Source organism: Photobacterium lucens, from assembly GCF_009873615.1.
GTDB lineage: Bacteria > Pseudomonadota > Gammaproteobacteria > Enterobacterales > Vibrionaceae > Photobacterium > Photobacterium lucens.
The window spans coordinates 1-20,750 of the sequence record NZ_SSMG01000308.1; the positions used below are offsets into that span (position 1 = coordinate 1).

The 20,750-nt window shown below is 42.1% G+C and carries 18 protein-coding genes; 12 read left to right on the forward strand and 6 right to left on the reverse strand.

The features are described from left to right. Positions 1-401: 401 nt before the first annotated feature. From E5A76_RS13230 to E5A76_RS13290, 12 genes are all read left to right on the forward strand, one after another. Positions 402-1,541, forward strand: a complete 1,140-nt coding sequence (locus tag E5A76_RS13230) for a glycosyltransferase family 4 protein (RefSeq protein ID WP_107167453.1) — start codon at positions 402-404, stop codon at positions 1,539-1,541. Continuing rightward, the gene (locus E5A76_RS13235) at positions 1,538-2,908 is read left to right on the forward strand and encodes a lipopolysaccharide biosynthesis protein (protein WP_161119223.1); all 1,371 of its coding nucleotides are present in this window, start codon (positions 1,538-1,540) and stop codon (positions 2,906-2,908) included. The genes E5A76_RS13230 and E5A76_RS13235 overlap by 4 nt, the downstream gene beginning before the upstream one ends. Next, on the forward strand, positions 2,905-4,248 hold the full coding sequence (locus E5A76_RS13240) for an O-antigen ligase family protein (protein ID WP_161119224.1): 1,344 nt from the start codon (positions 2,905-2,907) through the stop codon (positions 4,246-4,248). The genes E5A76_RS13235 and E5A76_RS13240 overlap by 4 nt, the downstream gene beginning before the upstream one ends. A 1-nt stretch (position 4,249) precedes the next feature. Continuing rightward, positions 4,250-5,389, forward strand: coding sequence for a glycosyltransferase (locus E5A76_RS13245; protein WP_161119225.1), 1,140 nt, complete (start codon positions 4,250-4,252; stop codon positions 5,387-5,389). Positions 5,390-5,800: 411 nt separating this feature from the next. Then, complete coding sequence (locus E5A76_RS13255; RefSeq protein WP_161119226.1) at positions 5,801-7,249, forward strand: sugar transporter; 1,449 nt, start codon at positions 5,801-5,803, stop codon at positions 7,247-7,249. After that, the gene (locus E5A76_RS13260; RefSeq protein ID WP_161119227.1) at positions 7,242-8,309 is read left to right on the forward strand and encodes a glycosyltransferase; all 1,068 of its coding nucleotides are present in this window, start codon (positions 7,242-7,244) and stop codon (positions 8,307-8,309) included. The genes E5A76_RS13255 and E5A76_RS13260 overlap by 8 nt, the downstream gene beginning before the upstream one ends. Before the next feature lie 2 nt (positions 8,310-8,311). Further along, positions 8,312-10,099 (forward strand): sugar transferase, encoded by a 1,788-nt coding sequence (locus tag E5A76_RS13265; protein WP_161119228.1) that lies wholly within the window; start codon positions 8,312-8,314, stop codon positions 10,097-10,099. A gap of 52 nt (positions 10,100-10,151) precedes the next feature. Beyond that, complete coding sequence (locus E5A76_RS13270; protein ID WP_053987246.1) at positions 10,152-10,463, forward strand: STAS domain-containing protein; 312 nt, start codon at positions 10,152-10,154, stop codon at positions 10,461-10,463. After that, positions 10,463-11,254, forward strand: coding sequence for an OmpA family protein (locus E5A76_RS13275; RefSeq protein WP_392397338.1), 792 nt, complete (start codon positions 10,463-10,465; stop codon positions 11,252-11,254). The genes E5A76_RS13270 and E5A76_RS13275 overlap by 1 nt, the downstream gene beginning before the upstream one ends. Further along, positions 11,251-14,541: an SLBB domain-containing protein gene (locus tag E5A76_RS13280; RefSeq protein WP_161119230.1), complete on the forward strand. Its 3,291-nt coding sequence runs from the start codon at positions 11,251-11,253 to the stop codon at positions 14,539-14,541. Before E5A76_RS13275 ends, E5A76_RS13280 begins: the two co-directional genes overlap by 4 nt. Continuing rightward, the gene (locus E5A76_RS13285) at positions 14,538-15,233 is read left to right on the forward strand and encodes a ParA family protein (protein WP_053987243.1); all 696 of its coding nucleotides are present in this window, start codon (positions 14,538-14,540) and stop codon (positions 15,231-15,233) included. Before E5A76_RS13280 ends, E5A76_RS13285 begins: the two co-directional genes overlap by 4 nt. Further along, positions 15,230-16,693 (forward strand): response regulator, encoded by a 1,464-nt coding sequence (locus tag E5A76_RS13290; RefSeq protein WP_161119231.1) that lies wholly within the window; start codon positions 15,230-15,232, stop codon positions 16,691-16,693. The genes E5A76_RS13285 and E5A76_RS13290 overlap by 4 nt, the downstream gene beginning before the upstream one ends. On the opposite strand, the gene E5A76_RS13295 is transcribed toward E5A76_RS13290, so the two are convergent. The 6 genes from E5A76_RS13295 to rpsM form a co-directional block, all read right to left on the reverse strand. After that, on the reverse strand, positions 16,677-17,675 hold the full coding sequence (locus E5A76_RS13295) for a glycosyltransferase family 4 protein (RefSeq protein WP_161119232.1): 999 nt from the start codon (positions 17,673-17,675) through the stop codon (positions 16,677-16,679). The genes E5A76_RS13290 and E5A76_RS13295 overlap by 17 nt on opposite strands. A gap of 94 nt (positions 17,676-17,769) precedes the next feature. After that, the gene (rplQ, locus tag E5A76_RS13300; RefSeq protein ID WP_008988073.1) at positions 17,770-18,156 is read right to left on the reverse strand and encodes a 50S ribosomal protein L17; all 387 of its coding nucleotides are present in this window, start codon (positions 18,154-18,156) and stop codon (positions 17,770-17,772) included. 34 nt (positions 18,157-18,190) lie between these two features. Next, complete coding sequence (locus tag E5A76_RS13305; protein ID WP_005370957.1) at positions 18,191-19,180, reverse strand: DNA-directed RNA polymerase subunit alpha; 990 nt, start codon at positions 19,178-19,180, stop codon at positions 18,191-18,193. A 23-nt stretch (positions 19,181-19,203) separates the two neighbouring features. Beyond that, positions 19,204-19,824: a 30S ribosomal protein S4 gene (rpsD, locus tag E5A76_RS13310; protein ID WP_005370959.1), complete on the reverse strand. Its 621-nt coding sequence runs from the start codon at positions 19,822-19,824 to the stop codon at positions 19,204-19,206. A gap of 32 nt (positions 19,825-19,856) precedes the next feature. Further along, complete coding sequence (gene rpsK, locus E5A76_RS13315; protein WP_005370963.1) at positions 19,857-20,246, reverse strand: 30S ribosomal protein S11; 390 nt, start codon at positions 20,244-20,246, stop codon at positions 19,857-19,859. A gap of 19 nt (positions 20,247-20,265) precedes the next feature. Further along, positions 20,266-20,622 (reverse strand): 30S ribosomal protein S13, encoded by a 357-nt coding sequence (rpsM, locus tag E5A76_RS13320; protein ID WP_008988074.1) that lies wholly within the window; start codon positions 20,620-20,622, stop codon positions 20,266-20,268. Positions 20,623-20,750 lie beyond the last annotated feature (128 nt).

Consider the following 20,750-nt stretch of genomic DNA (forward strand, 5'->3'; position numbering starts at 1 on the left):
TAAATCTTTTTGACTAATCATTCAACGAGTGCCCACACAGATTGCATGGTCAAATTGTTAAAGAACAATACTGATTTGTTGCTTGCCAGTGGCTCGCTCCGTGTCAGTGAGGTCGCATTATAGGAGCTAAATTGGAGATGACAAGCATAAAATTCACAAAAACATTTAAGTGTTTAGTATTTACCCAATATCGCTTTTAACGCTGCTTTTTAATGCTTTCACTCTAATTGGAATATGCATTTCACGTATTCAATTCTAGTTGCGAATTGCAAAAACAATCTTCTTTTAATCACGTTCTAATATAACCAGTCTTAAAAATTCGTATTTTTCTTACTTCGGTGTCACTAAAACATGGCATTAAGTTTGAATCATTTTATCTAATCGCACCATGGAGCCGAATGATGAAGACGATTGGTTATGTGATCCCTTGTTTCCCCACTTTATCTGAAACTTTTACAGGGGTTGAAATGCGGGCGATGGCTGCAATTGGCCATCAAATCATTCCTTTCTCATTCGTTAAAGGACAGCATTACCAACAAGCTGATATCCCTCTCATGAAACAATGCAGCTATTCGTCAAGCTTGCCCTATTACAGCTTTCGTCACATTCCTTATGCTTTTCGGTGTTTGCCTTTTATTTCTCAGCAACACGAATTTGGTCGATTAGCCTTGATCCGCCAAGGATTACAATTGGCATTGTGGGCTGATCATCATCACTGCCAACACCTTCATGCACATTTTGCCTGGCACAGTGCTGCCATTGCGATAGTTGCAGCTAAAACACTTAATATTCCAGTGTCGTTTGTCGGTCATGGTGCCGATATTTATGCCGGCCCTCAGGATTTGCTCGCCAAGCTGGCACATTGCCAATTTTGCTGTGCTGTTACTAAAGCAATGCATGCACACTTACAGCCACAAACAGATACGCCTGTTCATTATTTACCCTGTGGTATTGAAGAGCAAAACTATCCCTTGTTAACTGAAGATTGGCATCCATCTGAGCGCTTTCTCTTTATTGGACGTTTGGTAGAAAAAAAAGGCGTGATGACGCTACTACAAGCATTACTGCAATTAAAGCATCCTATCAAGGTCGATATTGTCGGTGACGGCCCGCTGAAAGCGCAGTTAGCTTGGTTCTGCGAACAACACCAATTAACCAATGTTGTTTCTTTTTTAGGGAGCCAAGATGCCAATTGGCTTCGCTCCCATGCCGAACGCTATCAAGGCTTAATCGCCCCTTTTACGATTGCTGCTAATGGGGATACGGATACCGGACCTTTGGTATTAAAAGAGGCATTAGCACTCGGGCTTCCTATTATTACAACGAACCTTGATGGTTGCTGCGAAATTTTACCCCCTGATATTGGGATCATGGTGGATAGGGATTCGCCAGAACAGCTAGCTCATGCCATTACTCGCCACCAGCAACACACTCACCAAGCATTGCTGAAACAAAGAGAGTTAGGGTATCGCCACGTCATGCAACATTTCACTGCCGAGATTCAAGCAAAACGGTTATCGCAATGGATTGAAGCATTATGAAAACCTTTAAGGTTGTGGCGATTTACGGCATTGGGCTGGTTTTCTGTAAATTGATAGGGCTAGCACTGCAACCTTATGTCACATCCCAACTCGGGCTCGAAAATTACGGTAAACTGGATGTGCTATTGGTACTCACCACACTGCTGTCACTCCTCATCACTCTTGGTGTCATCGATGGGGTATACCGTTTTTATCATGATGACTCACAACCTGAGCGTTTACTTGGGCAAGCATTATGGCAAGTTTCACTGTGCGGCCTGATACTCACTAGTTTGCTACTGTTTTTAAGTCCACTGCTTCAAACATTACTCCCCGGTCCCCCTCCGTTATTTGCATTTAATTGCTTTATTTATACGATTTTTCTCAATGCACTCAATGCTATTCCATTAGCCAAGTTACGCATTGATGATAATGCGACACGCTTTATTACCGTCCAGGTTATTATCGCACTTGTACAAGCTGGCTTAATTTTATCCTTGGTTCGAACATGGGGAGTAAATGGTATTGCTTTCGCTGGACTTCTTGCCCAATTGATTGGCAGTGTATTGTTATACCAACAATGGCCGAAACCTAGCTTGAGTTTAAATGTCACCTTATTGAAATATGGAGTGATACTGACAATCTCAGGTCTACTTGGTTTTATTTCTTTAGGGGCTGAGCGCTGGGCAATCGCCCATTATTTAGGAGTGGATGCGGTATCGCCTTACGCTATTGCGATGCAGTGGGGAGTTGCAGCCAGTTTATTCATTGAGCCTTTCTCTCTCTGGTGGTTTCCCAAACGATTTAGCTTGGTAAATAGTGAAGAGCAAAAACAACAACTGGCTAATATTACGATATTAGCCTGTCAGCTTTGTATATTAGTTGCGGCTGCAATTATTTTATGCGGTCCCAGTTTTTTACGCTTTTGGCTTGAACCTGCCTTTCATTACAGCAGTATTTTGATCCCGTTTATTGCGCTTTGGTTAATGCTTAAAGGTTGCTGTACTTTTTTAAATGTTGGCTGCTATTACCATGAGCATGGCAAAGGCATTTTAATGATCAATAGCCTCTCAACACTGCTCTCACTGCTGGTATTTATTTTTATTCTTCCGATGTTTGATATTTTAGTGCTGATATATTGTGGGATCAGTATTCAAGCATTGCGCTTAGTGATTTTTTATTTATATAGCCAATACCATCTACCACTATCGTATCCTCTTCCCTCATTGTTTTTGAGCTTCGCTTTGATCTGCTTACTCTGTTTTTGTCAGCAATATCAGCTCACTTTTTTACTCATGATTTTAACAGCACTGCTCTGTTTTCAAGTGTACTGGCCTTGGCGTCATTATTGTCACTACCGTGATGTCTTGCGGGGGCTTCAGCCATGACAAAAACCAAACAAGTGATCATTGCTTTTATAGCAACAATGAGTAGTTTTGCTATTAGCCAATACACTCTAAAACATTATTTCGCTTTACTCGGGGTACTTGCCATCCCCTTTGTGATCAAACGTGCTTTTCTATTGTGTATTTGGTTTATTTTATTTTCTTACTTTCGGTTACATGAGGCGATGCCATGGCTAGAGCCTTTTAAGATCCCTCAATTATTGGCATTGGCTTGTCTTGCAGGACTAAGTTGGCAAGTTTGGTTTAATTTTAGTAGCTTCCAATGGCATCCATTACATACTTGGCTACTCATTTTTGCGTTATGGGTCGCTATTTGCTGTGTATTGGCATCTAACCGCACAGAATCATTCGAAATGCTCACTGGCAACTTTTCTAAAATTGTATTAATGGTGTTTGCTATTAGCTTGCTGCCGACAAATATCAATCAATTAAAACGTATCCCTTTATTGCTGATCTTATGTGGCTTATTAATCGCTTTTTTTACCCTATATAACAAAGTACATGGTATCGGGTTAGTCGAAGTGACCCGAGTCACGATTGGACGAGAGTTTGGCTCGATGCTTGGGGATCCTAATGATCTTTCCTTAGTTTTACTCTTCCCACTCTCATTTACCTTAGTCTATATATTTAATTCATCTCGCTTCATAAAATGCTTAGCGATCGCAGCTACATTAATGTTACTAGCTGGCATTACAGTGACTGAAAGTCGTGGTGGGCAATTAGGTGTGATCAGTGTAATTTTTATGGCCATCTTATTACACAGCAAAAATATCGTGATGCCTATGGTCATTACTGCTGTTGGGATCATTATACTGTTCGCTGCCGCAGGGCTTGAAAATCGGTTTGTATCAAGTGCAAGTTCAGGCACGATTGATGAATCTGCAATGGGACGTATTCATGCTTGGGTAGCCGCTATTTTAATGGCCGTTGATAACCCAATGACAGGGGTGGGATTAGGTAATTTCTATAATAATTATTTCTTTTACACCTTACATTGGGATAAAAAAAATCATGCTGTCCATAGCTCATGGTTTGAAATTTTGTCAGAAAATGGCTTCGTCGGCTTATTATTCTTTGCCATTTTAGTCGTTAAAACATTTCAGCTTAGTTACCGCCTTCTTCATCGGTTAAAACATAGCGACTATCAACCACTCGCTGAAGGCTTATGGCTAGGTATGATTTCCTTTTCTGTCAGTGGGACTTTTCTTACCCAAGGCACAACCTGGCCATTCTACATTTTACTCAGTTTGTTAATCGCAACAGATCGATTGTCACAAGACACCACCCAACTTTACCGACATCCACAACATACAGGTTCATGATATGGAATTTCTGGTTTTTGGCGAGGATTGGGGACGTCATCCATCGAGTAGCCAACATTTACTGTCACTCATCGCTAAGCAATACCCAGTGTATTGGATAAACTCGATTGGCTTACGGCAACCACAAATAAACATCACAGATCTCAAACGCATAAGTGAAAAGATCGGCGCATTTTTATTTTCAGCGAACACCCGACCAAATACGCTTTCAGCTGCCGCAATAAAAAAGGAGATAAAACCTCTCGTTTGGCCATTGGCGACAAATCCAATTATTAAGTATTTCAACCACTACCTATTGACCAAACAGCTCCCTGCTAAAAAGCATTTTCGCATTGTTTGGATCGCACTCCCTAGCGCAGTTGATTATCTTGATCTGTGCCAAGCCGATATGATCATTTATTACTGTGGTGATGATTTTTCTGCTCTCTCAGGAGTCGATCACGATAAAACGACACAAGCTGAACTTGCATTAATTGATCAAGCTGATCTTATCTATCTTGCTAATCAACAACTAATGCAGCGCTTTCCGGCCAGTAAAACTATTTACCTTCCTCACGGCGTTGATCTCAACTTATTTCAATCTCCAACACATTGTCCACCAGCGATCCAACAAGATCGTCCTTGTATTGGTTTTTATGGCAGCTTAAACACTTGGATCGATTATGCGTTGTTAGATTATCTTGCCAAGCAGCGTCCTAATATCCAGTTCTATTTCATTGGTCACAAAGAATGTCGCCAAGCAGAGCTCTTGCAAAATAAAAATATCCAGATCCTACCGGCAGTACCTCACCATCAACTTGTTAATTATCTCCAGCACTGGAGTATTGCGATTCTACCTTTCGTTGATAACCGCCAAATCCAAGCGTGCAACCCGCTAAAATTACGAGAATATTTAGCCGCAGGGTGTCCGGTGATCAGTAGCCACTATCAAGCTGCAAACGACTATGCTCCGCCAGTGATCATTGCCAATACCCCCCAACAGTGGCTGGATGCGATTGATCACATTTTGCAATTTAGCTCAGAGCAACGGGCTCTCTATAAACAATCTGCTCATCAGCGTGTACAGGGGGAGAGTTGGCAACAACGTGTAGAGCAGATCCTCAATCAAATCCAAACGATCCGCCACCAACATCACAAATAGGTAAAATCCTTACATCAGGCACTCTTTTTGCACCCTTTTTTATACACACAGCAAAAAGAGAATTTGTGATGATGCGAATGCTTTATCTAATCATAGTGATAGGGTTGGTTGGGTGTGCCAATTCTCCTCAATCAAATAATCAATTAGAACTATTTTTTAGCGCGGAACAAATCACATTAACCGCAGAGCAACGGCGAAAAATCGTCCAGTTTTTTGACACCTACTCTTATAACAACATCACGGTTATCGTAGGCCCAGCCAAGCTTAATAATAAATTTGAAGCATTGCTTCATAGTCAGAAACGCATGCAAAACATTGAGTCGATTGCTCATGAACGCCAAATTCCCTTAACCTTGGAGTACTCCCCAAACATAACCGCTAATACACTGCTCCTTCGGAGTAACTAGTTACATGCGTCACCTACTCATTACTCGGCTCTATCCATTACTGTATGGGTTATGGCTACATCGCTATTTATTAATATTACCGATCCTTATCATGCCTTTTTTGATGACCATTGGTGGTTTTCTCAAAACCAAATATTACTACTCTGAAACAACAATTTTGGTCCAAGAAGCAGCGTTACTGAATCCCTTTTTAGAAGATCTTTCTATTTCAATGAATATTCAACAAAGGATCAAAGCACTACAAGTAGTGATCCAAAGTCAATCAACACTAGCAACCGTGATCGATGAGTTAAACATGGTACCCAACAATAACCCAGAGCAGGTCAAAGCTATCGCAGCTCAGCTAGAACAAGGCATCAATTTAGAGTTAACAGGCAATGATCTGGTTCAGATGAGTTTGATTTGGCGTAACCCTGAAGAAATACCGCAAATACTCACGGTACTATCACGGATCTTTCTAGAGAAACTACGGGCTCCGGGGCGTGCCTCTATTGATAACTCCGAAGTCTTTCTTCAAAAACAACTCACTACCACCCAAAAAGATTTGGAATTAGCCGAAAGTGCATTGGCAAGCTTTAAAGCTAAAAACGCAGATAATCTTCCACTACTGCAAGGTGTGAATGTTGATACTAGTATTAAATTAACGAGGCAGATAAACGAATCAGAATTGGCCTTACTCCACGCCAAAAGTAAGCGTGACAGCATGTATAAAACACTCATCAATACCAATCCAGTAATAGGTAAGCTAGAGCAAGAAATTGTCATTGCTGAAGCTGAGTTAGTAGTATTACGTGCCAGCTATACAGACAAACACTCATCCATCAAAAACGTGCTTCGACGCTTAGATCGTTTAAAGCAAGAACGCACTCGTCAGGTCGAATTACAACAATCACTGACACCCGCTCAAATCGATAGCCTCTGGCAACGTCTCGCTAATAGCTCTCAAGATCCAGAAAATAAAACACAGCCTATATTACTCAGCCAGTTCGAAGCCCTACAGCAAGCGGAATCTGAAATTGATGCCATAAATCAAGAGCTATTACTCCTCAAAGAACAAGCAGCAACCATTATTAGTAAACGGGTTGAATTTGCAGAGCTAGAGAAAAAGCTCACCAGCTTGGAGCGAAACTATAAAGTGAAATCGACCATTTATAACCAGTTACTCGAACGTTATGAAATGGCACGAGTCACAGGCCATCTCGGTCGTTTTGAAGAGCCCGATAAATTAAAAATTATAGATAAACCGACAGTACCGAAATCACCGCAGAACTGGCCTTGGTGGATGAATTTCGCTTTCGGTATTGTACTTGGCACTGTGGTTTCACTATTTCTGGTTGGAGTAACCATTCTTTTTGATACGCGGTTATATCAATCTAATCATATTCACCAATTAATCTCTTACCCGATTTTGGTGCGTATTCCTTATTTTTCAAAGGAGCTAGAGGATGGTTAGAACGCTACAAATCGTCCAACATCTTCGTCCCGGCGGGCTAGAAAAACTCGTACTAAATCTTGTACGCTTTGCTTCGCCTCATCATCATGTCTACATTGCATCACTCGAAGGCAACCTCTCGGCCGCCATAAAAGCATGGCCCGAATTAGCCATGTTTAAAGATAAGCTCATCTTTTTAAATAAGCCACAAGGCGTGCATCTCAAAACAGCCTATCAACTACGCAAAGTGATCCAAGAGTTCAATATCACGACCATTCATAGTCATCACCTAGGTCCTTTACTTTACAGTCGGCTAGCACTCATTGGGCTTAATCGCACTCACATCCATACCGAACATGACAGCTGGCATTTACAAGATCCCAAACAAAAAAACATGACGCGTTGGCTACTCAAAAGTAAAAACATCGCTTTAGTGGCCGATGCCCCCAGTGTGGCTAAAGATCTGCAACAACTCCTTGGACGAGCCGCAAATCACATTATTTATAATGGTATCGACTGCCACTTTTTTTGTATTGGCGATCAAACCCAAGCTCGACACTATCTCAATTTACCTCAAGACGGCACTTTCATTGGCAGTGCTGGGCGCTTAGTCAGTGAAAAAGGCATCGATACCATGATCCATGCTCTTTCTTCACTTCCTGCACAATATCAATTAGTAGTTGCAGGTGATGGTTATGAATCACTGAATCTAAAACAGCTTGCAAGGCAGCTTGGAGTAGCAAAACGGATCCATTGGCTCGGTTATTGTGAGGATATGCGATATTTCTATCGAGCAATTAATGTGTTTTGTATGCCATCTCGTCATGAAGGGCTACCGCTAGCATTACTTGAAGCCCAAGCCAGTGGTAAACCGATTGTCGCTACGCGTATTGGTGCCATCCCTGATTTTACTTACCCGGATAGCAGCCAGCTTGTGTTACCCGATGATCCCAAACAGCTTTCACAAGCACTTCAGCACGTCATCACTCAAAACATCTGCGAACATAAAATTGCCCAATTTATACAACAGTTTGCCGATGTAAGAACCATGACAGCCGCTTACGAAGCGCTAGGGAGATAATTATGGCAATAAGTTGGCTGCTCCTTCTTATTCTTACTCTGATCATTATCTATCACCACATCATCTATAGTGCTGTCATGGTGTGGTATGGGCGTCATTTAAAAAGAAAAATTGTCACGATTGAACCCAACAGTTTTCCCGCTATTGCCATCATCATTCCGGCTTATAATGAGGCTGCCCACATCAACGATAAGTTAGCAAATTTATTAATGCTCGATTATCCCGCAGATAAACTGTTTATTTTTATTTGCTGTGATGGCTGCTGTGATGATACCGCTAAGATTTGCCAACAATGGCAAAGTCAGTTCCAACGAGCCAATATTCATTTTCAATTACAAATCAGTACCAGTAATAAAGGGAAATTAGCTCGCCTCAATCAATTAATAACCATGGCGCAACCTTATGCCGAGTTAGTCGCTTTAAGTGATGTATCAGCACTGATTTCCATTGATGCCCTCAAACAAGCTATTCATAGTTTTAACGATCCGAAAGTTGGTGCCATCACCGGTAATTACCTTATTTATAATGGCAATACCGGTGAGCAACAGTATTGGTCTTGGCAGAATAATATGCGCTTTGCTGAGTCACATTTAGGTAGCGTTATCGGTGGTAATGGGGCGTTTTATATTATGCGAACGCGATTATTTCAGCCGTTACCTCATGACACCATTAACGATGATTTCATGTTACCGATGCAGGTACTCAAGCAAGGCTACACCGTGATTTATAACGAGTGCATTAACAGTATTGAACTCGATATCAGCAGTGATGAAGAAACGCACCAACGACGACAACGCATTGGCGCTGGTAACTTACAGCAACTGATCCGCTGTCGATTTGTATTTAACCTCCACCAGCCAGGGGTCAAATGGCTATTTGCTTCAGGTAAGGGGTTGAGAACACTCATGCCTTTTATCCTGATCATTTATTTAGGTTTAACACTTTATCTTGCTAGCCAAGGTTCACCTTTCGCACTATGGCTAACCGGTATCCAATGTGTCGGATACGGTTTAGCCGCATTGCCATTGATAGGCGTAAAACACACCTTTTTAGATAAACTGCATTACCTGATCGGAGGTTACCTCTCATCTTTTATTGGTATGGTGCGTTATCTCTTTGGTCAATTTAAGCATGGCTGGAAAAATAAGCCGCCAATTCATCATTACCAAAATACCAGCACACTCATCCTCAAACGCTTTTTTGATATTGTTCTAAGCTGTATAGGTCTGTTATTAACACTGCCTTTATGGCCTTTTATTGCTCTACTCATACGTTTGGACTCAAAAGGCGATATTTTTTATCGTCAAGTACGGGTCGGACAGATCAATGATGAACATATTATGCTGTTCTCGATGTTGAAATTTCGCACCATGCAGCCCAATGCAGAAGCTGAAAGTGGTGCCGTATGGTCACGTAAAAATGATCCCAGAATCACCCGAATAGGGTGCTTTTTACGTGATACCCGACTTGATGAACTTCCCCAGTTTATCAATGTGATAAAAGGCGACATGTCACTGATAGGTCCCCGTCCTGAACGTCCTGAACTATGTGGTTGTTTGCAAAATGCATTGCCATTCTACCTTGAGCGAACTCGAGGTTTACGCCCGGGGATCACAGGTCTTGCCCAAGTCAATCAGGGGTACGACAGTTGTATTGAAGACGTAAAAGCAAAGATAGCATGGGATTATGCTTACTCTGTGGCATTAGCCTCGCCATTACAATGGCTTAGAATGGACTGCTATATTTTGCTCAAAACGGCATACATTATGGTTACAAGACGTGGACAATAATTGGCACAACCTTTGAATTACATTTATTAAAATAGACAATAAGGAACACCTTATGTTCGCTTCTTCTAATTCGGTGATTGCGATAACGTTACAAGATGAGTTTGATGCTCAGCGAGCTAAAGAGCTTGAAAAAGAGTTTGATGCTCTTAGCCAAACCGAACGCATGGAATTAGTGATCGATATGACGAAAGTGCAATTCATTGACTCATGCGGCATTGGTGCCATTGTCTTTTTATATAAACGTTTAAAAAGCCGTGGACGTCGTTTACGCCTACTTAATGTGAATGGACAACCAAGGGAGCTGATGCAAATGCTACGGATTGATAAAGTCATTCCGCTGATCACATCAGCTGAATTAACATGATGAATAGTAACCATCGGTGTATTTTCTTTTTTCTTATCACACTACTTTCTGGCTGTAGCAACTCATTTTGGCCTGCACCTGGTGAAGTCCCATTGCCACCCGCACAACAAGCTCAACTACGTCTACTCGAACACCACCGTTTTGAAATGCAATTATTGGCAGTACGTGGTGCAAAGCATTGTTTACCCGGTCAATACATCACACTTGAAAACCTCTACCGCAAAGCACGAGAAGAAGCCTTATCGGGGTTTGTTAAAGATGCTGAAATCACCTTACTCAAATATCAAACGCAAAATGCAGTGATTCAAGAACAAATGGATTGGTTGGAATATCACACCTTATGTCTTGATCCACATTACTCAGAAGTGGAACTTAAAGAACGCTTCTTACTGTATATGGCCGTTGATAATCAATTTGCGTTAAATAAAACAGAACTGCTGCCTGAATATAAAAAATCATTACTTTACGCAGCTGAAATTATCAAACGCCAAGAACACTGGCTACTTCAACTCATTGGTTATACCGATAGCCAAGGCGGTACACAGAGTAATTATTACCTCGGTTTAGCCAGAGCGAATACCGTTAAAGACTTCCTCGTCGAAAATGGCGTCAATACCAATCAAATCAGTGTCACAAGCATGGGAGAAAGCCAAGCTATCGGCGATAACACGCTCACGAAACAATTAAGTAACCGTAAAGTAGAAGCAAGAGTCTTGGTTGAACATCACGCCCAGTCTATTCATCGTGTTTTTGATATTAAGGACTGGCATGCAATTCGAGACGGCCTATGATCCGTATTCTCTGTCTTCTTCTTTTCTTAACCAACGTTGCAATAGCTGCAGAGAGTACAACGACTCTAACAGCCGGTGATCGCATTTTCATTTTTGTACCGGGAGAAAAAGCCTTTACTGAAGACTTTATTATTGATGATCACGGCAAAATTCAACTACCAGAAGTAGGAGCCGTGACCATTGCCGATCTCACTATTGCAGACGCTGAGCGTAAAATTAAACAAAGCTTGTCAGTGGTTTTCCGAAACCTCGATGATTTTAAACTTACCCTCAAAGAGCAGCTCATCCGTATTCATGTCCTCGGTTACGTCGAAGAACCTGGCACGGTTTCTCTAAAACCCAATAGCAATGTCCAGCTGGCAATAGCGGCGGCAGGAGGAGCAAGGCCAGGTGCACAGCTAGATAAATTTGTGATTACACAAAATGAAGTACAACGTAGTTTCAACTATAAAAAATACTTAGATACAGGTGATATATCATCGCTGCCAATCCTCTCTAATGGCGACACCGTGTTTGTACCAGTCTCTCCACTACTTGGCAATATTGAAGTAGACTTTGATGCTGCTGCCATTCAAAACGCAGGGGATGCGAATGAGCGAAACGGATTAACTTTATTTGGTGAGGTAAGAAATCCGGGAACATTTAGCTATAAACCTGAAATGAATGTTGTCGATGCCTTAATGCGAGCTGATGGAGTAACCCGTTACGCCGATGTCACAAAAATCCGAGTTGTAACCGATAACAAGCCCTATCAATTTGATTTAAAAACCTACCTCGATACTGGTGATGAAACCATGTTGCCACCAGTACAGCCCGGAACAACAATTTTTGCCCCAATAGAAGTCGACGATATCAGTACCACGGCAAGAACCGTTTTTGTAATGGGAGAAGTAAAGGCTGCTGGCCCTTATGAGATCGGAAAAGAAACCAAGTTTATTGATGTTTTAGCCAATGCCGGTGGGCCAACCCGTTTTGCCGATACCACACAAATCAAAATCCTCAGTGAAACGGAAGCGCCTATTATTATCAATCTCGTCGAGTTTACAAAAAATCCGCAAAACTACCATGTTCCACTAATGAAGACGGGTGATGTCATCTTTGTTCCTGAAAAAACCACCGTCAATGAAAAATCTTGGCTCAAAATTACGGAAGACCGATCCATAAAGATCATTGGCGCAGTCAACGTTCCGGGGCGTTATGAATGGAGCCCTGCGATGGATTTTATGGATCTATTAGCTCACGCAGAAGGGCCAACCAAACGAGCCAATCTGAGCAATATCCGGTTAATTGTCGAAGATGAAGACATCACCAACGGCCATGATGTTTCCTTTTTCAATCTACAAACTTTCATCAAACAGGGCAGCCCGAAACGGCTATTGCCGCCACTTTCTGCCGGCATGACCATTATTGTCGATGAATTGCCGGATGATCCCAGTGATAACAAAGCCAGTTGGCTACGCCAATCACCTAAAGATTCTATCTATGTTTTCGGCTCGATTGGTGCTCCCGGTCGTTATGCTTTTAATGATGAACAAGGATTTTTAGATATTCTTGCTGCTGCTGATGGACCCAATAATGAAGCCGACCTACAAGAGATCTTGATCACCCATCGTAACGGAACCACAAGCCAAGTAAGCCAATTAGATCTCGCAGAGTATTTTAAAACAGGCGATGAGTCTGCATTACCTAAAGTGGTACCTGGGGACGTTATTTACATCCCTAAAACGAAAAAGCCATCAGATCACAGCGCAATAAAAATCATAGGTGCCGTATACGAGCCAGGACGGTTTAACTTCAATCACAAGCTAACTTTTCTTGATCTCCTCTCTATGGCTGGCGGCCCTAAAGAAAAAGCTAATATGTCCAACATCCGAATTGTTCGGCTTCCTGATCCCAAACAGCCTAGCGATATCGGGCACCAAGTGATCTTCTTTGATCTAGAAAACTTTATTAAAGAAGGTCACCCAGATAAAAAGCTGCCAAAGATAAAGGCGGGCGATACCATCATTGTTGATGAGCAGCCACATGATCCCAGTGACAATAAGTCCAGCTGGCTACGTCAATCAGCTAAAGATTCCATTTATATTTTTGGTGCCGTAGGTGCCCCAGGGCGCTACGCTTTTAATAAAGAGCAGGGCTTTCTTGATATTCTTTCTGCGGCCGATGGGCCGATTGGGGATGCAGATTTACAAGAGTTATTAATCACACATCGTAACGGCAAAAAAACCCGAGTCACCCACCTTGATCTTGCTAAATATTTTGAAACTGGCAATGAAAAGCTACTCCCCAAAGTTCTGCCAGGCGATGTCATTTATGTTCCGCAGACGCTAAAAGCCAAAGATGATAAAACAGTGATGGTGATCGGCTCCGTCAAGGGGCCTGGACGCTTTAAATGGAATAAAAAACTAACCTTTTTAGAGATCTTCGCCTTAGCGGGAGGCCCTCTAGAAACGGCAAACCTCAGTAGTATTCGGATCATCAAAAAAAATAAAAATGATCCTAACAGTATTATTTATTTCGATTTAGAAAAGTTCATTGATAGAGGCGGTAACTTTGCAGGACTGCCAATTATCAGGCCCGGTGATACCATCATGGTCGATGAACTGCCTCATGATCCGACTGATAACAAATCCACTTGGATCAGACAAAACGCTGAAGAATCCATTTATGTCTTTGGTGCAGTTAACGCCCCAGGAAGATATGCATTCAATGAGGAGTTAAGCTTTTTAGATATTCTCGCCGCCGCTGATGGCCCCGATAAAGATGCCAATCTACAACAAATAAAAATCAGTCACCGTAATGGTACACATGCCGATGTCACCACTTTAAACCTCACCCTTTATTTTGAAACCGGTGACGAAAGCCTGATCCCTAAAGTTGTACCTGGTGACGTTATTTACATCCCACAGCGAGATGGAGACTGGCTCGATAAACCAGCCAATCGTGTCGTCAGGTTAATGGGAGAAGTCAAAAAACCTGGTCGCTACTCATTTAATAGCCAGATGTCATTATTAGATCTACTCGCAGAGGCTGGAGGGCCAACCGATAAAGCGTATATCGACAAAATCATGATCGTCAATGCGTCGTGCTGCGGCGATAAAAGCCAGACTTTCAGTTTGCGTGATTACATCAAACATCCAGCAGATACCCCGATCCCAATGCTTCGCCCAGGAGATACGGTATATGTGCCAAATGAAGAAGATTCAACAACCGCACTTTTGCGTCAGGGATTGCAAGATGCCTTTAGTCTTGTCACAACATTACTCGTAATAGGAGCGGCATTATGAAACCATGGCTAAGCGAGGAAATGGAACACCTATTCCAACAGATCCATCAATTGCAGCTAAGGATCATCTGTATCGCTAATTGCAATCAAAAATGCGGTAGCTCCACCATGAGTTATTGGCTCGCTGAACGCTGCTCTGAAAACCAAACCAAGGTATTATTGATCGATTTGGATCTTTCCGGATCTGGTCAGGGGTACGATCCTATCCACTGGGAAACCGATAACAAAAATAAAGAGCAATCTTTGATCGTCAAGCATCAATATTTAGATATATTGCCTCAGCCAGAAGATCAATCAACCGTCCTGACCTTACGCCAACCTCATAAACTCCGTTATCTACTGCAATATTGGCAGCAGCAATATCACTATATTATTTGTGATACTGGCAATATTAATACCGCTAACTGGCGCAACCTCCCTGCGGTAAATATCGCCAATGCCAGTGATGGGATCCTACTTTGCTTGTCAGCAGCCAAAACAACAGAAAGTCAGTTGCTGACAAGCATTGCCAAACTTGAAAAGAGTAACTGCAACATCATAGGGATCATTATCAATGATCAATTTAATCCAACGCTAGCCCAACGATTATTAAAAAGCATGAACTCAAAAGCGTGGTGGTTACCTGAAAAAATAAGAAACAAGATCACCACAATACTTAATAAAAGTCAGCTGTTACAAGGAAAGTACCAATGATCCATCAGATCCTTTTCAAACAAACATTTAGCTTAAATTATGACAACCTAAAAACCATGCGTCAGTGGTTAAGAATACAAAGTTACAAACTCAATTTAAGCTATGAGCTCAGCCAACACATCATCCTCGTCTGCAATGAATATTGCGTAAACTTACTCGTACATCAAAACAACACAGCTAGCCATGTCGAATTAAAATACGGATTACGTAACAATCAAGCAAGGTTTGAAATCATCGACAATGGTTCATATTGGAATGAGATGGAAGATAAAATACAGTCAGCTACATTACCAGAAGAGCCAACGTGCAATAAATTAGGACTAGCATTAATAAATACCTATTTTCCTGATTTTAAATACTTTATTTCAAATGATAGAAATATTATCCGATTTAGCATTCCGCGCTTAAAAGCTAAACCCCAGCTCTTAATTGTTGATGACAGCCCGAGCCAATTAGCCTTATTCGCCACGTTTCTGCGTCATCACTACCAGCTGATTTTATTTAGTAAGCCCTGTGAAGCACTAGAATGGTTAACACACAGTCGCTGTGATATGGTGATCACCGACTTACATATGCCAGATATTGACGGCTTCACCTTTAGAGATAAAGTCACTCAGCTCCAAGACTGCCAATCACTGCCTTTTATCTTCATCTCTGGTGACAACAAAGACACCACATTACTCGAAGCTGCCAGAGCCGGCATAGACGATTACCTAACAAAACCCTTAGAGAAAGAAAAACTGCTCACTATATTAAAACGGGTATTTAAACGTCACAGTATTCTTGCTTCAGTTTTTGAAAAGCAATTACTTGATCAAATGACCCCGTATCAAGCAGAGCTACCAAAAAAAATTACGGTTCGGGACATTACAATCAATATTGAGCAATACCCTGTAAACCAAGGTGATTTTCTACTTTATCGAAAACCAAAAAGTACTGCTCCAGCAATGATCATACTCGGTGATAACATGGGACATGGACCATTAGCGAGAGCAAACGGGATAGGTTGGTTTGGCTATATTGCAGGGTTACTGGATGCTGGAATCGAAACACCCGAAGAAATTTGTCATATCCTCAATCATCAGCTCATATCAGCAAGAAAAAATCGCCACATGATCTGCCTAATGATCATCACAATAGATAACGAAAATAACTTAAAAATATATAATGCAGGTATGCCCTCTGCATTGAAAATAAGCCATAAAGACACATGCTATCTTGAAGAAAATATCGGTTTATTAGGTATTAACCCACAACTTCTCATCAAACCTAAAAGTATCACTCTCACATCAAATATTAGTGTTCATTGCTATAGCGATGGGTTATTTACCAAGCCAATAACAACGCATTTTCTTGAACGACTAAGTCATAAAACAACAATACAGCGTCATGAAAAAATATGGGCAAACCCACAACAATCAACTATCGATGATAAAACACTAATCAGCATTTATCGGTAGTCTCGTGATTAACGCCATAAGCAGACGCTAAAACCGACCACCGCTGTATACCACTAAAGTTGTTCGCAACTTGAATATAGCTATATTTAGAACATGCTTGCCATTCTTTATTGGTCATAGAATCAAAACAGAGAATATACCACACCAATTTGGGCCACTCATAAGGCTCAACTAACCAACGTGGATCAACAAGTCGAGATAAATCACCAACCTGAGTACCAATAACAGGGATACCATTCGCCATCGCTTCTAACGCAGCCATAGGTAAGCCTTCAGCACGGGACGGGATCAACAACAAATCTAATTGATTCCAATTACCCGACATATCTTCAACCGCACCATGCCATTTAACATTGGAATAACTCGCCAATAAATTCGCTTCTTCGCCATCACCAAAAACATGAAATTGAATGGTCGGGCACTGATTAGATAGCTGTAGATAACGATCTATCCCTTTAACGTGACATAAACGTCCAACAAACCCCACTTGCAAAATTTTATGTCGACTACGAAAAAGAAAAGGGGGGATCGCATGAATAAAATTATTTAATACAGAACATGGAAAAGGAACTTTAGACTTAATGTCATCACTCACCGCAAAATTAACGGAAAAAAAACTGGTATAGCGATTTAACTGTTCATAAAAAGCAAGGCGGCCGATTAAAAACTCCCCAGCATGAAAAGTAGTTAGTACCTTACATCGACGGAAAAGTTTTAAACATCGGGCCCAAAGTGAAGATTTATAGCCGTGGGCGTGGATCACATCATCGGATTTAAACAAGAATAATAGAGAAAAAAAACCGGGTGCTACGATGTAATCAACCTGATTATTATCAAGGAGACGATATAGCGGGTGATGATCGACATGAGAAAGGAAAATAACTTTGAAAGGAACTTTTTTCTCTCGAATTAATAAAGACAGTTGCAAGACATGACTTTCAATACCACCAAAACCAGAACTATCTAACATTAAATAAAGCATATTGTCCTCAGTGTGACACCTACACACTGAAAAAGATGCAAAAAAAAAGCCGAGTCTAAAGACTCGGCTTCTTTTTTTATTTAACGGCTATTGCTTATTCAGCAGCAGCTTCTTCCTGAGCTTCAGGACGGTCAACTAACTCGATGTAAGCCATAGGAGCTTTATCACCAGCACGGAAACCGCACTTCATGATACGAGTGTAACCACCAGGACGCTTAGCAAAGCGTGGACCTAGTTCGTTAAATAGTTTCGCAACAACTTCGTTGTCACGAGTACGAGCGAATGCAAGACGACGGTTAGCAACACTGTCAGTCTTAGCTAGGGTAATCAAAGGCTCAATTACGCGACGTAGCTCTTTTGCTTTAGGCAGGGTAGTCTTAATTAATTCGTGACGTACCAGAGAGCTAGCCATGTTGCTGAACATCGCTTTACGATGACTGCTGTTGCGGTTGAGTTGACGACCACTCTTACGATGGCGCATGACCTAATCCTTCTAACTAGATATCAGTAAACTATTAATCTTCAGCGATTGACGCTGGTGGCCAATTTTCTAGGCGCATACCTAGAGACAGACCACGAGAAGCCAATACATCTTTAATTTCTGTTAAAGACTTCTTACCAAGGTTTGGCGTTTTAAGAAGCTCAACCTCAGTACGCTGAACAAGATCACCGATGTAGTGGATCGCTTCTGCTTTCAGACAGTTAGCAGAGCGAACAGTTAGTTCAAGATCGTCTACAGGACGCAGTAGGATCGGATCGAACTCCGGCTTCTCTTCTTTCTCTTCTGGAACTCGTACATCGCGAAGATCTACGAATGCATCCAATTGCTCAGCAAGAATAGTTGCTGCACGACGGATAGCTTCCTCAGGATCAAGTGTACCGTTAGTCTCCATATCGATTACTAGCTTGTCTAAGTCAGTGCGTTGTTCAACGCGAGCTGCTTCAACAGCGTAAGCAATACGGTCAACTGGGCTGTAAGTAGCGTCTACTAACAGACGACCAATTGGACGCTCATCTTCTTCAGTGTGAATACGAGCAGATGCTGGTACATAGCCACGACCACGCTCTACCTTGATGCGCATGCTTAATTCAGCATTGTCATCAGTAATGTGGCAGATTACGTGTTCTGGGTTCGCAATCTCAACATCACCATCATGGGTGATGTCACCTGCAACAACAGGGCCTGCACCAGATTTGTTCAGAGTAAGAATAACTTCATCTTTACCCTCAACCTTAACGGCTAGACCTTTAAGGTTTAGAAGAATTTCAAGGATATCCTCCTGAACGCCTTCTTTGGTGCTGTACTCATGTAACACACCGTCGATTTCAACTTCTGTTACAGCACAACCTGGCATAGAAGATAGTAAAATACGACGAAGAGCGTTTCCTAAAGTGTGGCCAAAACCACGCTCTAATGGCTCTAGAGTTACTTTTGCGTGTGTCGTGCTAACTTGTTCGATGTCAACAAGACGCGGCTTAAGAAATTCTGTTACAGAACCCTGCATTGTGTCCTCTCTTAACTGTAGCCTTACTTAGAGTAAAGCTCGACGATCAGGTGTTCGTTGATGTCGGCAGACAAATCAGAACGTTCTGGAAGACGCTTGAACGTACCTTCCATCTTGCTGCTGTCTACTTCGACCCAAGTCGGTAGTTCACGCTGTGTAGCAACTTCTAGAGCTGCTTTGATGCGTGCTTGGTTCTTAGCTTTCTCACGAATGCTAACAACGTCGTTTGCCGCTACCTTGAAAGAAGGAACGTTTACGACTTGACCGTTTACTAGGATCGCTTTGTGGCTTACCAACTGACGTGCTTCTGCGCGAGTTGCGCCAAAGCCCATGCGGTAAACTACGTTATCTAGACGACCTTCAAGAAGCTGAAGCAGGTTCTCACCTGTGTTACCCTTGATGCGGGCAGCTGTCTTGTAGTAGTTACGGAATTGTTTTTCTAGTACGCCATACGTACGACGAACTTTCTGCTTCTCACGAAGCTGAACGCCGTAATCAGATAGACGACCACGACGAGCACCATGTTGGCCCGGCGCGTTATCAATTTTACACTTGGTATCAATCGCGCGTACACCAGACTTAAGGAATAAGTCAGTGCCTTCGCGACGGCTAAGCTTCAGCTTAGGACCCAAATATCTTGCCATTTTTCTTTCTCCAAATTCCTAGAAACGAAACGTTATACGCGACGTTTCTTAGGTGGACGACAACCGTTGTGAGGGATCGGAGTCGCATCAACAATGTTAGTGATACGGAAACCCGCTGCGTTTAGAGCACGGATTGTAGACTCACGACCTGGACCAGGGCCCTTAACCATAACTTCTAGGTTCTTAACGCCGTATTCTTTAGCCATTTCACCACAACGCTCTGCAGCAACCTGTGCAGCGAACGGAGTAGATTTACGAGAACCACGGAAACCTGAACCACCTGCAGTAGCCCAAGATAGAGCATTACCTTGACGGTCTGTAATGGTTACGATTGTGTTGTTGAAAGAAGCGTGGATGTGCGCAACGCCATCAGCTACTTGCTTGCGTACGCGCTTACGAGCGCGTGTAGGTTGTTTTGCCATTGTACTCTACCTTATCCGATTATTTTTTGATCGGCTTGCGCGGACCCTTACGAGTGCGAGCGTTGGTTTTAGTACGCTGTCCACGTAGAGGTAGACTGCGACGGTGACGAAGACCACGGTAACAACCAAGATCCATTAGGCGCTTGATGTTCATGGAAATTTCACGACGAAGATCACCTTCTACAGTGTACTTAGCTACACCATCACGCAGTAGATCGATCTGCTCTTCAGTTAGTTCACTGATCTTAACATCTTCAGCAATACCCGTTTCAGCTAGGATAGCTTTTGAACGAGTCTTACCAATGCCGTAGATCGCAGTAAGTGCGATAACAGCATGTTTCTGATCAGGAATGTTAATGCCTGCAATACGGGCCACTATTCACTCCTAGTACTTTACAAGAATAACCGCTGCAGAGCCCGTTTAGGATACGCAGCGGTGAACAATTCTTTTGCACATAACAAAAGATGGTTGGCTAATGTAGCCAACCTATCTTCAATTTGCAA